Here is a 14,422-nt window from a genome sequence, read left to right on the forward strand (position 1 = left end):
CTATTTGAATGGGCCATTGGGTTGTTAATCATTTGCTGGATTTATTGGACAGACAAAACCATCCGGTTTAATGGCCAATAAATCACATTTTAACTTATCAATGATCTGTTCAGCAGTATTGCCTAAAAACGCCGCTGAAATACCTGTTCTGCCTAAAATACCCAATACAACAATACCTGCATGTAATTCGTCACAGGTTTCAGGGATTTTTTTCTCAGCGGATCCTTCAACAACATGGGTATATTTTTCATCAATGGTAAATTTTTGCCTTAATTTTTTCATTGCAACAAGATGCTGTGCCCGTAGAGCCTGATTATAGATATTTGGATCAAAATCTGGTAATTCAATAGCGATATTTATTGGCGCGACAGGGTAGGCACTAACGAGATGAATATGTGGATTTTTAACAATCTGATGGCTGATATTTTCCGTTTCTTTGATGAGTTTAATATTAAGTTTATCGTGATAGGATTCTTCATTAGATAAATTAACTGCAACAACAATAGCGCCATCATTAGGCCATACTTTATCTTTTACCATCCAGACTGGGCAAGGGCATTTACGAAGTAGATGCCTATCAAGGGAAGTGAATATCATGGCATCAAAACGATCATTTTGATGCGCCATTTTTAATAATAAATCATGTTTGTCAGCAATAACTTCTTGAATAATCGCTTCATATGGCTTGTTATGCCATATTACTTTAATTTCAATATCAATACCGGTTTCTAAATAGTAGTGTGCTTGCTGTTTTATCCATACTTTTCGCTGACTAATAACGCCTTTGCGCATAGCATTGCGTTCTTCAGGGGATAATAAGGTTGTCATATCATAAGAGAGATCATAGATGGGCAAGAAAGCCTTAATGCGTCCACCATTGCGTTGTACTATATATACAGCACGTCGAAGTGCAGGTTGGTCATCCTGATTTGGATCAATAGCAACTAACAGATTACGGTAATTAGCCATAATGGTTCCTCTTAGAGGCTAGGCAACATTTATATCACTAAAGATAAACCAATATGAGTTGGGATAATAGATAGTAACATAGCCAAATCACAAAAAAATAATATGTTAATGTGATCTGACTTACATTTATGTTGTTGTTTAGGCTGAGGTTTTACCTGCAATTTGGGTCAGCTTATACATATCATTAATTGTAATATATTTACCTTTAACGCTGAGAGTATTATTTTTTTGGAAGCGACCTAACAGACGACTAATTGTTTCAACGGTTAATCCAAGATAATTACCAATATCACCTCGAGTCATTGTTAGGCGGAATTCTTTAGCTGAAAAACCACGTTGAGCAAAACGGCGTGACAGATTATAAATAAAAGCAGCTAATCTTTCTTCAGCATTTTTTTTCGAAAGCAGTAATATCATTTCTTGATCATCTTTAATTTCACTGCTCATTAACCTCATTATTTGCTGTCGCAAATTAGGCATTTTACCGGAAAGATCGTCTAGTGTTTCAAAAGGAATTTCACAAACCATTGAAGTTTCAAGAGCTTGGGCAAAACTTAAGTGTTTATGATTGATAATAGCATCAAAACCTACAAGATCACCTGCTAAATGAAAACCGGTAATTTGTTCATCACCTTCCTCGGTAATGGTATAGCTTTTTATGGTACCAGATCTAATGGCATACAGTGATTTTAACTCATCACCTGCTTTAAATAGAGTCTGTCCTTTTTGGATTGGTTTTTTACGTTCAATAATATTATCGAGTTGATCCAGTTCATGTTCATTCAATGTGAATGGAATACAAAGCTGGCTAATACTGCAGTCCTGGCAATGGATAGCGCAGCCACCAGACTGGATTCGGCGAACAACGCGTTTTTCTGGGATCATATTACTTGACTCATTATGATAAGAAATATTGATTTTAGTCAATTTTAACACATATTCTAAGCTTGAGTAAAAGAATTAATAATTAGTTGTATTGTTATTTAACTAATATTATCAATATATGCAGTTCACTTGACAGTCATTTATTTTACTTAAACTAATTGTATAACTTATAGAAAAGTAAAAATAAAATCAAATTTTGTCTAATAATATATTAAATTTTAATTAGCTTTAAAAATGTTATTATTTTTCACTTTAAACTTTATTTATTTGTTTTTAGTGAAATTTATTTTCTAATAATATTACTTAATAAGGTTTTTTTATTATAAAACATATTGATATCGATAGATTTTATTAATCAATATATGATTAAAACCGACGTTTTTTTAAATTTAATCAATTAATAACTTATAGAAATAGTTTTATTGGTTTTTTATTATTTTTTTATAGAGAATAGCTAAACAGGTAGTGAAGAGTGAAAGGTTGGCAATTAGGCATTGCTATTATCATCGTGTTGCAGATTAACAACTGCTATGCTGCAATGCTGTTTTTTTCTTCTGCGCAAACAATATCATGTCCATTCTCAGAGCGGCAACACTGGTCTGGTAATTTTGATCCTTCGATTAGTAATGAAAAAGACATTTTTAGTCAAAAAAAAGGCTAATGCCAACTTTCCATACTAACCAAAAAACGCAAATAAATCCCATGTCAATGAAATGTTATATAAGTTATTTCATTGATATTAAAAACCAATATAATCTGCTATCCAGTTTAACAATAAATAATATATGTAACTCGGTAAGTGACGCCGTCACTAAAAGGTGTTTAAAACAACAAAAAAATAATATAAATGATAAGTTGAACGGCAATTTTATTACTACCAATAGCACAAAGAAATTTTATTTTAATAATTTAAGCCAGTTTTCTAGTCACAAAGAATTAAATAGAATGAAAAATTTTGATGCTATGGAGATTGAATTTAATATAAATTATAAAATAAATCATAAAGTTAGTTTTGGGACGAGATTTCTTAATGAAATAGATGGTATTAATTATAAATTAACTGAATTTGATTTAATTGCGCAGTGGTATTTCTAATCAAACTATTGTTTTATTTTCTATTTTACCAAAATATTATATTAAATATTGGTTAAATTATTAGAGGAAAATTTTACGGCTCTCAAGTACAATAATTAGTTGATTGACTCAGCAATGGAGTTATTACTGAATGCCGCACCTCATAGACCCTTTACCAAAAACGATGCTTGCTATTGAAATTATTGAACCTGGCGGGCCGGAAAAGCTTAGTCCCACCCAATTACCACTAATAAAACCACCAAAATCACATTTACTTGTTAAAGTTGCCGCCGCGGGTGTCAATCGTCCTGATATTTTTCAGCGTATGGGGGTTTATCCACCACCAACGGATGCATCTCCAATACCAGGATTAGAAATTGCCGGTCAGGTAGTTAGTGTTGGAGAAGGTTGTCAGCGTTGGAAAAAAGGCGATAAAATTTGTGCTTTAGTTGCCGGTGGAGGATATGCTGAATATTGTCTGGTACATGAAGCGATCACTTTACCTGTTGGTGATCTTAGTTATATCGAAGCGGCGGCGGCATTGCCAGAAAACTTTTTTACTGTTTGGGCTAATGTTTTCCAAATTGGTCAACTCAAAAAAAATGAAACTGTTCTCGTTCATGGTGGCACCTCTGGTATTGGTAGTGTTACCATCATGTTAGCAAAAATTTTTGGTGCTAAAGTATTTACTACTGTTGGTTCAGTGGAAAAAATGAAGGTGGCATCTTCTTTAGGTGCTGATAAAGTTATTAACTATATGACAGAAGATTTTGCTGAAAAAATAGCTGAATATACCCAAAATAAAGGGGTCAATATGGTGGTTGATCTGATTGGTGGCGATTATGTTAATAAAAATTATCAAATTGCCGCTAAACATGGCCGTATCATTCAAGTTGGTATGATGCGTGGGGCACCTCAGCAGTTAAATTTAATGCCATTAATGGTTAAACAATTAGTTCATACTGGTTCAACAATGCGAGCAAGAACTTTAGCGGAAAAAATAGCGATTGCAACAGCATTAGAAAATAAGGTTTGGCCGCTGATTAATTCAGGTAAGATAAAACCCATTATTGCTAAAACTTATCCATTAGAACAAGCAGAAAAAGCGCATCGTTTTATGGAGTCAGGAGCTTTAATTGGTAAATTAGTATTAGTTAATGAACACTTTTAATATTGGTATTTTAAGCATTATTTTCACTTTATTGAGAGCTACTCTGTAGTTAAAAATTTATGGTTAAATTATATGAATAAACAGTCTAATTACCTGAAATTACTTCTAATATTATTACCTTTACCAGCTTTAGCCTATGATGAACAAGCTTCGTTAGAACAGTATCCAACTAAAGATATTGTGGTTTATTTCAAGCAAGCACAACAAAAAGGTTTAACTGGCATTGCTCAAAAAAGTAAGTCGGTCTATGCGCGACTTGCGGCGCCGGGTGAAATTATTAAGACAATCATTAAAGGCGTTGGAACTGAGGTAATATCGTCGCCCGCCGAGGAGGGTGATTGGGTGGTGGAAAATATTTGTCCTGCCACAGGTAATGAGCAATATTTGGTTGAAAAAGCAAAATTTCACCAGTATTATCATGATCCTGTTACCGTATCAAGCAAGCCCAATTATTTACGTTTTATTCCGACCGGTAAAATGATGAATTATTTTATTGTACCTGAAACCGAATCGGCGTTTACCTTTATTAATAGCTGGGGAAAAAAGCAATTATTGCGTGCCGGTGATATTGTTATTCAACCTGTTAGCCAGCCTCAAAGTTTTTATCATGTGCCAAAGCAGTCATTTTTTTGTACTTATAATATTCTGGTCACTGCACATAAATCGTCTAATAACTTTGCCAGTAATTAGTCATGTCTGCGCTGGTGCTTATCATGTTCTAATTGATATTCTTAAAGTTAATCTGACGCATTATTTCTCAAATCAAAATCGATTTATTCATCGGTTTTTTTTATATTATATTTATTTACAATAGGTAATACCTATTGAATTAATAGTAAAAAGGAATTAGACATAATACTTTTATGTTTATATATTAAATACCTATCAAATAGAAGGGAGCAGCAAAATGTCTTTGGTTAATACAGAAATTAAACCTTTTCAAAATACCGCTTTTAAAGATGGAAAATTTATCGATATATCTGAAAAAGATATTAAAGGCAAATGGAGCATTTTTTTCTTTTATCCTGCTGATTTTACCTTTGTTTGCCCAACTGAATTAGGTGATTTAGCTGATCACTATGACGAGTTTCAAAAACTAGGCGTCGAAATTTATTCTGTTTCAACGGATACCCATTTTACTCATAAAGAGTGGCATAGTCATTCAGACACGATTGGTAAAATTAAATATACCATGATTGGCGATCCTAGTTGGACATTAACACGTAATTTTGAAGTGATGCGCAAATATCAAGAAAATGATGAACAAAAAGAATTAGGATTGGCAGATCGTGGCACATTTATTGTTGATCCAAAAGGTATCATCCAGGCAGTTGAAATTACTGCGGAAGGTATTGGGCGTGATGCATCCGATTTATTACGTAAAATTAAAGCGGCGCAATATGTAGCAAGCCATCCAGGGGAAGTATGTCCAGCTAAATGGAAAGAAGGGGAAGCAACCTTATCACCTTCACTCGATTTGGTAGGAAAAATTTAATTAAAATTTTTTGTGAATAATTTTACTGTGTTCGGGTGCATTAGCACCCGTTTTTTTCGGGGATAAAGCAATGCTTGATAGCAACATGAAATCTCAACTTAAACTATATTTAGAAAAATTAACCCAGCCAGTTGAGTTGATAGCAACCTTAGATGATAGTGAAAAATCTACCGAGATAAGCACATTATTACAGGACATTAGTACACTGTCAGATAAAATAACTTTTAATAAAGACAATAATCTAACAGTACGTAAACCCTCATTTTTAATTACTAATCCAGGTAAAAATAGCGGATTACGGTTTGCCGGCTTGCCATTAGGTCATGAATTTACCTCATTAGTTTTGGCATTATTGCAAGTTGGCGGCCATCCAGCGAAAGAAGCGGTAGAATTGTTAGAGCAGATCCGTCAATTAGAGGGAAAGTTTCATTTTGAAACCTATTATTCATTGTCATGTCATAATTGCCCGGATGTAATTCAAGCTTTAAATCTAATGGCGGTCTTGAATCCTAATATTACGCATACTGCCATCGATGGCGCTATTTTTCAGTCTGAAGTTCAGCAACGGAATATTATGGCAGTGCCTGCTGTGTTTCTAAATGGCAAAGAGTTTGAGCAGGGGCGGATGACTTTAAGTGACATTGTCACTAAAATTGATGTTAATGCTGAAAAAAATACTGTCCAAAAATTAAATCAGCAATTGCCTTATGATGTCTTGATTGTTGGTAGCGGACCGGCCGGTGCTTCAGCCGCTATTTATGCGGCTCGTAAAGGTATTCGTACCGGTATTATCGGCGAACGCTTTGGTGGGCAGGTCTTAGATACTATTGATATTGAAAATTATATTTCTGTGTCAAAAACCGAAGGACCCAAATTAGCTACTGCACTACGTGGCCATGTCAATGATTATGATATTGATATTATCGACTCACAAATGGTAGCAAAACTCATTCCCGCCGATGCGGCTGATAAGTTGCATAAAATTGCAACAGTATCGGGTGCTACTTTGCGTTCCCGCAGCATTATTATTGCCACAGGGGCTAAATGGCGTGATATGAATGTGCCAGGCGAAAAAGAATATCGTACCAAAGGAGTAACTTATTGCCCCCATTGCGATGGGCCATTATTTAAGGGTAAACGAGTTGCTGTGATTGGTGGAGGTAATTCTGGCGTTGAAGCCGCGATTGATCTTGCCGGAGTTGTTGAGCATGTTACTTTATTAGAATTTGCTCCAGAAATGAGAGCCGACGCAGTGTTGCAACAGAAACTAGCGAGTTTAAGTAACGTGGATATTATTTTGCAGGCCGAAACCCTTGAAGTCAAAGGGGATGGTGTCAAAATGACTGGCTTACAATATAAAAATCGGCAGGATGGTTCAATCCATGATTTAGCGGTTGCTGGAACTTTTGTCCAAATTGGTTTACTACCTAATACCCATTGGTTAGATGGCGTAATTGCACGTAATGCAATCGGTGAAATCAAGGTTGATGAAAAAGGCGAGACCAATATAAAAGGTATCTTTGCTGCCGGCGATTGCACAACTGTGCCTTATAAACAGATCATCATTGCGGCAGGAGAAGGGGCGAAGGCATCACTTAGCGCTAGTCACTATCTGATGAATGTAATGGAATAAACAGTTATTTATATTGATAACGATATATCGACTGAATTTAACGATTGCCCCCTCGATGAGGGGGCTTTTTTTATTAAGTGTTTCATTAGCATTTAGCTTTAATAGCATTATCGCCAGGCGGGAGGAATAATTTTTTTAAACGTGTCATTACAATGCTGTCTTGCGTAAATAGTCATATCGTCAGATAAAATATTGGTACAAGTGGAATTGTTTGCTACTCCGATTCCGAGTAATTGTTTCTTCCATTCAGCAAACCTATCAGATAGTAAAGAGGGATCAATTTGATGGGCTTTTTCCATTAAAGCGTAGGCATAATATCTAAGTATTATTGGGGAGTTAACTTCGGTACCAAAGAATACCTTACTTGTATACCGGCTAAAAACAGTGGCTAATGAGAACAGATGCTCCGCTTTTTCTCTATTGGTACTAGATGTTAAATGAAATAAATTGATAATTTGGTCATAATTTTGCTCTTTTAATTGATACTCTTCGGCATCTATCACACGAGAAAATATTTTATTTAATTCCTGTTGAACAATATCATCTACTAGCTTGGTGTTATGGCTCTTGGAGTTAAGCGCATCAAGAAATAGTGGCTTAAAGCGTTCACCTAAATCCAATGTTTCAATCAGCTTATGCAATGGGTCCTGATAATGCCCATCTTTGAAGGGAATTGAGAACAGCGGAAATTCTTGTTGATAACATTGTGTCAGATTGTATTCAGTCGGGCTTAAACATTTACCATCCTGAAAAAGAACGATGTTATCCCATTTTGTGTCCTGGTTAGGGTGTAGCATGTTATTGAGAATATTTTCAGAAACGATTAACGTTCTTCCTGGTTTTGTCGGTGATAAAAGTAGGTAATTTGCTGCATGTGTATCTGCCCAATCGGCATTGCCTTCATAATCACCAAAAACACCTTTAATTTCCTCTTGTTTGACTAGTTGCTGAATTTTTGGCAAGTTTAAATATTTTTCATATAGGCTATCGATTGTGATCCCATTTACTATATTAATCCCTTGAGTTCTGGCTGTCAGTAAGGCGGATATAAAGGTATTATTAAATTCCTTGGATGCCATCAGTTGCGGCTGTTGGTTGAAATAATTGAGCAAGTCATTAGCCATGCCAGCTTGTTGTTCCAATGTCCTTAGCATGTTTGATGGATTGTTTTTTTGCTGCTCACTCATTAGTTGATTCACAAAGGTGCTAATGTTCTTATCGGTACTAAACGGGGTTTTTATAAAAATGTTTAATAGTGGTAGAGTAACTTCTTTTAGATTAACATTAGATGCTTTTAATGAACTGATTAACTGCCAAGCCAACTTGATTTTTAATTCATTATATCTATCGTCAATACTTGCGATACTGGTTAATAGACTACCTTGATGATTGAAGTGATTAAGTTTAGTCTCTAGGTTTCTTGCACTCCAATTGTTAGGGAGCGCTAAAGTTAACGTATTGTTTAAGTTAGCACCAGCAAAATTAGTGTTATTAATATCGAGCTCTTCTAAAATGGCCGAATGTAAATCAATATTGCTTAAGTTAACATTAGTTAGATTAGCATTAGTTAGATTAGCGTTAGTCAGGTTGGTATCTGTTAGATTAGCGCCCGTTAGATTGGCATGCGTTAAATTAGTGTGGCTGAGGTTAGCGCCTGCCAAATTAGTTCCACTCAAACGAGCGTCAGCCAGATTAGCATCAGTTAAATCAACGAAGTTCATTTGAGCTGAAGATAAAGTTGCTTGAGACAGATTAGCCCCGTTCATTTTAGCTTTAGTTAAATTAACGTGAGTCAAATCTGTTAATATCATCTTAGCTTGAGTTAGGTTAGCATTAGTTAAGTTAGTTTCTATCATCCAGGCTTGAGTCAGATTAGCATCAGTTAGATCAACGCTATTCATATCAGTTGAAAATAGGTTAGCATTAGACAAATTAGCCCCCATCATTTTAGCGCCGGTTAGATTAGCATGAGTTAAATTTGTTGCTATCATTGTGGCTGAAGAGAGGTTAGCGTTAGTTAAGTTAGCTTCTTTCAGCCAGGCATAAGTTAGGTCAGCTTTAGTTAAATTAGCAGTGGTCAAATCAGTTTCTTTCAAATCAGCACTTGTCAAATTAGCTTCTGTCAGATTAGCGTGACTCAAATTTGCTTTTATCATTTTAGCTTGGGTTAAGTTAGCGGTGGTCAAATCAGCTTCTGTTAGATTAGCGTGACTCAAATTTGCTTTTATCATTTTAACTTCAGTCAGGTGAGCTTTATTCAAAGTAGCCTCTGTCATATTGGCTGCAGTCAGGTTAGCTTGGGTTAAGTTTGCCTCTATCATCTTAGCTTGGGACAAATCTGCCCCGTTCATTGCAGCTTGAGCTAGATTAGCTTTAGTTAGGGTAGCTCTCGCCATCTTTGTTTTAATCATCTTAGCGAAAATTAGCTTAGCACTTAGCATGTTAGCTTCGGTTAAATTAGCGTCAGTTAAATTAACGGAGTTCATCTTAGCATTAGTTAAATTAGCCTGAGATAAGTTAGTTTTTATCATGTTAGGAACTCAGTTGAACAATACTATTCTAACTGAAGCTAAGATGATCGGCGCTAACTTAACGAATGCTAACCTGACTCAAGCTGAAATGAACGGCGTTAATCTAACTGTCGCTAAATTAATTGACTCTAATCTGACTAAAGCTAACCTAACTGCTAGTAATCTAAGCGAATCTAATTTGGCTAATGCCAACTTGCAAGAGGCTAAATTAACTAGGGCTAAAATGATAGAAACTACCCTAAATAAAAGTGTTCTAACCAAGGCGTGGATGATGCAAGTTAATCTAAGTCACGCTAATTTCACTGAAGCGAAAATGATAGAAACTAATTTATCTGACGCTAATCTAACATTAGCAACAATGCGAATGGCTGACTTGACTGACGCTAATCTTAGACATGCTAACATGGTAGTGAAAGATAAGTCAGCGTGAGCTAAATCAGCATTCATCATTACAGCATGAGTCAGATCAGCTTTTGATAGGTTAGCCGCTATCATTTTGGCATCAATTAATTTAGCCTGAGTTAGGTTAGCTGATGTCAAATTGGACTTAGTAAGATTAGCTTTCGTTAGTTCAGTTTTAGTTAGATTAGCTTTGCTCAAATTAGCTTCTGTTAGATTAGTGTTAGATAGGTTAGCTTCAGTCAGGTTAACCTCAGTCAAATTGGATTTAGTAAAATCAGCGTTATGTAGTCTAGCCTGACAAAAATCTCTTTTGCCTTTTAAGATACGTGCCAGATCAAGAGAGCTTAAATTTTTTCCCGCCAGATCCATCACGTCATTAGGAGTGGTTAATATTTCATATAATGCTTTAAATCCCTTAAGTCTTGCTTTCTGTATTTTTTTGCTAGACAAAGCTTTTTCTTCTGTTCGCCAATTTTGTGCAGCCATCTTAGATCCTTTACCGCCCAAACCTTGGGTTTTTAAATGATAAAGGCGTTCTTGCAGTCGAACGGGAGCTAATGCCAAATTACCAGCAGCATCACGGTGATATTTTCGACCATAAATGACACCGGTTACTGAGTTTATCTGCACAAAAATATCTTTATTCTGTTTTTTACCAATATTAACGACTAAAACTTCTGTTTTTAACTCAGGGCGATAGGCTGTTTCGATCTTGAATGATTTAATTGATGTTTGCGGCAAATTTTTTACTTGTTTTTCCAGGGCTTCGACTAGGGGAGCTAAGCGATAATTTTTTTGGTTTAATTTAATTGTTGCATCTTTTAAGCTATTGATACCCTTTAAACCTCCCGATGCCAGCAATTCAAATCCCGGATCTGCGCTACGAATAAAATCAATACCTAATCCAATGTAGGCTTCTGCTGGTACACTTTTTGTTATATGAGGAATGCCAACACTTACAAACTGTTTGCCACCTTGCTTTAAGGCCTGTGCAATCGTTGCCTGTTTTGCTGCGATTTTAAGCCCTTGAGTGGTGGCTTCTCCCATCGCAATACTAAATCGTCCACCAATTTGTAGTCCTTTGCCCAAAAAGGGTAAAAAACTTAAGATATCAAATACCCCAGCCACGATAGCTTCTCTAATATTGCCTTTTTGCGCTTCGGTAATGCAGCTATAAAAAGGAATGAGACTTAAGAAAAAAGCCGCTACTTTTTGCTGGGTGGTTTTTTGGTAACCTTCATCATCTAATTTTTTAAATAGCTTGTTAGCATGTAATTCAGCCAGTTTTTCTAATGCTATTTTCGGCTGTTCTGTTGCTTTTTTTAGTAAGGAAGGAGAGTGGATCTTCAAAGCAAAATTTTTGTTATTACGGGTATTTTTGTGATCTTTTATCAAGTTAAAGATTAGATCTCGATTGCGGTCAACTCGCGATAATTTATAGTTCCCCATTTTTTGATCTTTTTCCAGGGCATAAATACGCTCTTCTCCATTAAACGAACACATCAGCATATCAATTGCATCAGGCACAGGAATAATCAGTCCATCTTCAGCCACTAGTCCAGCTACGCCAGGTGGCAGAGAATGAATGTTATTATCGCGGGCATTATATTCAACTTTGAGTTGATTTATTTCTGCTTGTTGCATAAATAGTTGTTTTTCTTCACTCAGTGAATTAAACACTTGAGGTAAAAGAACATACTCTGTTTGCTTAAAAGCATCAGTAATATGTTGATTTTGCTGTTTAAAAATCTCATCGATATTGGGTAATAACGTTATTTCATCTTGAGTGTTGCGATATTCAACCTCTCTATTCTTGTATAAGTAGTCATTTAACCAATCTTCAGCAATATCACGTTGCTTTAATTGCTGGCGAGCGAGCTCAGGCCGGCTTTGCCAGTCTTGCAATAAATGACTGAGTTGAATAAAAGGATTATTTTGGCTGAATTGATGTAAGTAATTAAAATATTGCTGATAAATAGCGCCGCTTTCTTGTTCACTTATTTGTGTTAGCTGTTCTATGTTCTCAGGATCTAATTGGTTGTGGATTATGGCAGGTAAATTAAAATAGTGGGAATATTCGGCTGGCGTTTTTCCTGCCTGCAAAAGACTTTCCAGTACATGCCAATGGTGATAATGTCATCCAGCAGCATTTGATCAAGTTTAGTGCCATTTTCTTCCATAAGCATGGCACCGGCATGTAAATATCCCCATTCCGGTTGATCTAACGTCATATTTTGTAGTCGTTCGTCTTCAAGAGGAATGTTAAGCTGCAACATCAATGTTGGCATGACCCGATGCAGAATATTTTGTTGATAATAGCTTTTAGCTTCAGCAGAGAGGTAACCAAATTCCGTTTTACTATTTAATTTGTCCAAATAGTATTTTTTAAAATTTGCATAATTTAGTAATGAAATAGGCTTTGATTTATTCTCTGTCAGTTGTTTGGCACACCATCTATCTGAAGACATTCCTAATACCGCCAATTGTAACCAATCTGCAATAATTGCTTGTTGGCGTTCTGGCGAAATTTTTTCTCCTTCACCAGATCCATATTCATTTAATGGGATTAATAATTGCTTAATAAGGATTGCTATTTTTTCTTCATCGTTTTTATATTTAGTCAGATAATCAATGACATCATTAACCAGATTACCTACTGGCAGGCTTTTATTCTGCTGGTTGACGCTATCATTCTCCTGCGCCAATAATAGATGTAAAAGTCGGTTTTGTTCACGATAGGCTAGTTGATAAAAGAAGGTGGTTTCTGAAGCGGGTAAAGTAATATTAACCTGCGGGGTAGGCTTCATTAACAAAGTGTTGGTGCTATTATCTGCTTGCTCAAAAGCAATATTGCGGCTACTTTCAGCTGAAGTGGCTGGTTCTTCATATTCTGCTGTATCTAATGATGTTTTTTTACCTGGTTGGATTGGGTTATCCAAATCGACTTTATCACCCGCCGTGTTCTCAATGTTATTTTTATTATGTTGTAAAAGGTCTGCTGTAGGTGATAACCAGGAAGGTGGTAGGGTTGAGCCTATAGTTGGCATTAAAAGTCCTTTATTTTTAACAGGAAATAATAACATTTAATATACCAAATGATAACAATAGTAAATATTTCGCAACAATTAATTTTCTTTATAAAAATATCGGTGATTGAATACACTGGTTAATAGGCCATTTATTTTAATTATGTCGATTTTAAGTATCTATATTAATAGCTCAAAATGGAGTTAAAAGGCTTTAATCACTATGATATCGAACTAATATTGTGTTTATGTTGAGACCAGAAGCCATCCAACAATGGATGGCTTTTATCATTAGGGATAATCGATAAAATCTAAATTATGTTTTAAGTTTCTGGTACGTAATAATTGATGGCGTAGTTCTTCTAAGGAAACATGCGGGCAAGTTAGAGCTGGGATCGGTGTTGTCATTGCTATTGCAGGTATTGGAGCGGATAATTTTTTGGTTCGTTCAGCAGCCTTCATCAATTCCTCCACTTGATCAAGTGTTGTTTTTGCCGATTCTGTATCTAAGCTCCATTTATTAAACCAGTGGGCGACAGCAAATGGATCGACCCGTGAAATATCAACAGCACCATATTGCATTCGATAAATAACGACATGTTCTAGTTTTTCTTGAAAGCCTTTCGACTCAATACTGTAACGCCAATACCAGATGTCACAGCGACATAAAAAATCCTTATCCGGATAAATAATATACTGTTTATATTGGTCTTCAGAAGCGGAACCAGAACCTAATACCGCATCTAAACCATTTGTTGCCAGCTCTTCGATAAATTTTCCTACATTTTGGCCATTCGGTTCTTTCGAAAGCGAAAAAGCTGATTCGATAGTTTTAGCAATGGCACTACCAACGGCATCTTTACTATCTGTTTTGGTCATGACATGCATGCGTTCGGTTTGAAAATCTTTGGTGACTCCTGGCGCTAGGCTATCTTCATCACTTTGATGCCAAGAATTATTCATTTCATGTTTGAAATTCTCTAATTTGGCTTCTCCCAACTTGACTAGAATATTGAGTGTCTCTTTCAACTGTTCTTCCATATCTTTTCTTGGATCAAGATCACGAATAAATTTACTAACAACCGCCATAGTTAATCTCCTTATTAAATCATAATCATTAATAAATAGTGTTTTATTGATAAATAATTGTTAACCAATTGATAGATGCATGATGATTATTATTTTTCAATCGTATTATGTATAGTGATTATTTGTTGATTTAAATTTAATAAACAA

The 14,422-nt window shown here is 35.5% G+C and carries 11 protein-coding genes and 1 pseudogene; 6 read left to right on the plus strand and 6 right to left on the minus strand.

What is annotated here, in order from left to right; translation table 11 throughout:
* Positions 1–24 precede the first annotated feature (24 nt).
* The gene (gene uspE, locus WH390_RS06040; RefSeq protein WP_032115869.1) at positions 25–969 is read right to left on the minus strand and encodes a universal stress protein UspE; all 945 of its coding nucleotides are present in this window, start codon (positions 967–969) and stop codon (positions 25–27) included.
* A 138-nt stretch (positions 970–1,107) separates the two neighbouring features.
* Positions 1,108–1,854 (minus strand): FNR family transcription factor, encoded by a 747-nt coding sequence (locus WH390_RS06045; RefSeq protein ID WP_032115989.1) that lies wholly within the window; start codon positions 1,852–1,854, stop codon positions 1,108–1,110.
* Positions 1,855–2,326: 472 nt separating this feature from the next.
* On the opposite strand from WH390_RS06045, the gene WH390_RS06050 reads away from it, so the two are divergent.
* The 5 genes from WH390_RS06050 to ahpF all read left to right on the plus strand — a co-directional run bounded on the left by WH390_RS06050 (position 2,327) and on the right by ahpF (position 7,227).
* Entirely contained in the window at positions 2,327–2,515 is a 189-nt protein-coding gene (locus WH390_RS06050) for a hypothetical protein (RefSeq protein ID WP_032115868.1), read from the plus strand.
* Between the two features lie 564 nt (positions 2,516–3,079).
* Positions 3,080–4,099 (plus strand): NAD(P)H-quinone oxidoreductase, encoded by a 1,020-nt coding sequence (locus tag WH390_RS06055; protein ID WP_406850701.1) that lies wholly within the window; start codon positions 3,080–3,082, stop codon positions 4,097–4,099.
* A gap of 72 nt (positions 4,100–4,171) precedes the next feature.
* A complete protein-coding gene (locus WH390_RS06060; RefSeq protein ID WP_032115865.1) occupies positions 4,172–4,789 on the plus strand; it encodes a hypothetical protein in 618 nt (205 codons plus the stop codon).
* 217 nt (positions 4,790–5,006) lie between these two features.
* Positions 5,007–5,594: an alkyl hydroperoxide reductase subunit C gene (gene ahpC, locus WH390_RS06065; RefSeq protein ID WP_032115864.1), complete on the plus strand. Its 588-nt coding sequence runs from the start codon at positions 5,007–5,009 to the stop codon at positions 5,592–5,594.
* A 70-nt stretch (positions 5,595–5,664) separates the two neighbouring features.
* Positions 5,665–7,227, plus strand: a complete 1,563-nt coding sequence (gene ahpF, locus WH390_RS06070; RefSeq protein ID WP_032115863.1) for an alkyl hydroperoxide reductase subunit F — start codon at positions 5,665–5,667, stop codon at positions 7,225–7,227.
* A 107-nt stretch (positions 7,228–7,334) separates the two neighbouring features.
* Here the strand turns inward: ahpF and WH390_RS06075 are convergent, their stop codons facing one another.
* Positions 7,335–9,758 carry a pentapeptide repeat-containing protein gene (locus WH390_RS06075; protein WP_052044912.1) on the minus strand — a complete coding sequence of 808 codons (2,424 nt, stop codon included), beginning with the start codon at positions 9,756–9,758 and terminating at the stop codon, positions 7,335–7,337.
* Between WH390_RS06075 and WH390_RS06080 the strand changes: the two genes are divergently transcribed.
* Positions 9,757–10,188, plus strand: a complete 432-nt coding sequence (locus WH390_RS06080; RefSeq protein WP_072012865.1) for a pentapeptide repeat-containing protein — start codon at positions 9,757–9,759, stop codon at positions 10,186–10,188. The two genes, WH390_RS06075 and WH390_RS06080, sit on opposite strands and share 2 nt — an antisense overlap.
* Here the strand turns inward: WH390_RS06080 and WH390_RS06085 are convergent.
* The 3 genes and pseudogenes from WH390_RS06085 to WH390_RS06095 form a co-directional block, all read right to left on the minus strand.
* Positions 10,179–11,804, minus strand: a pseudogene (locus WH390_RS06085) (pentapeptide repeat-containing protein); the annotation flags it as partial. The gene WH390_RS06080 and the pseudogene WH390_RS06085 overlap by 10 nt on opposite strands.
* Positions 11,805–12,205: 401 nt before the next feature.
* Complete coding sequence (locus WH390_RS06090) at positions 12,206–13,207, minus strand: hypothetical protein (RefSeq protein WP_148305580.1); 1,002 nt, start codon at positions 13,205–13,207, stop codon at positions 12,206–12,208.
* 270 nt (positions 13,208–13,477) lie between these two features.
* Entirely contained in the window at positions 13,478–14,275 is a 798-nt protein-coding gene (locus tag WH390_RS06095) for a hypothetical protein (RefSeq protein WP_032115861.1), read from the minus strand.
* Positions 14,276–14,422: the final 147 nt, after the last annotated feature.

This window comes from Candidatus Arsenophonus nilaparvatae (assembly GCF_045346035.1).
Taxonomy (GTDB): Bacteria; Pseudomonadota; Gammaproteobacteria; order Enterobacterales; family Enterobacteriaceae; genus Arsenophonus; species Arsenophonus nilaparvatae.

Coding starts and splice junctions, on each gene's coding strand:
- uspE (WP_032115869.1), bottom strand. CDS start 969: ATGGCTAATTACCGTAATCTGTTAGTTGCTATTGATCCAAATCAGGAT.
- WH390_RS06045 (WP_032115989.1), bottom strand. CDS start 1,854: ATGATCCCAGAAAAACGCGTTGTTCGCCGAATCCAGTCTGGTGGCTGC.
- WH390_RS06055 (WP_406850701.1), top strand. CDS start 3,080: ATGCCGCACCTCATAGACCCTTTACCAAAAACGATGCTTGCTATTGAA.
- WH390_RS06060 (WP_032115865.1), top strand. CDS start 4,172: ATGAATAAACAGTCTAATTACCTGAAATTACTTCTAATATTATTACCT.
- ahpC (WP_032115864.1), top strand. CDS start 5,007: ATGTCTTTGGTTAATACAGAAATTAAACCTTTTCAAAATACCGCTTTT.
- ahpF (WP_032115863.1), top strand. CDS start 5,665: ATGCTTGATAGCAACATGAAATCTCAACTTAAACTATATTTAGAAAAA.
- WH390_RS06080 (WP_072012865.1), top strand. CDS start 9,757: ATGTTAGGAACTCAGTTGAACAATACTATTCTAACTGAAGCTAAGATG.
- WH390_RS06075 (WP_052044912.1), bottom strand. CDS start 9,758: ATGATAAAAACTAACTTATCTCAGGCTAATTTAACTAATGCTAAGATG.
- WH390_RS06090 (WP_148305580.1), bottom strand. CDS start 13,207: ATGCCAACTATAGGCTCAACCCTACCACCTTCCTGGTTATCACCTACA.
- WH390_RS06095 (WP_032115861.1), bottom strand. CDS start 14,275: ATGGCGGTTGTTAGTAAATTTATTCGTGATCTTGATCCAAGAAAAGAT.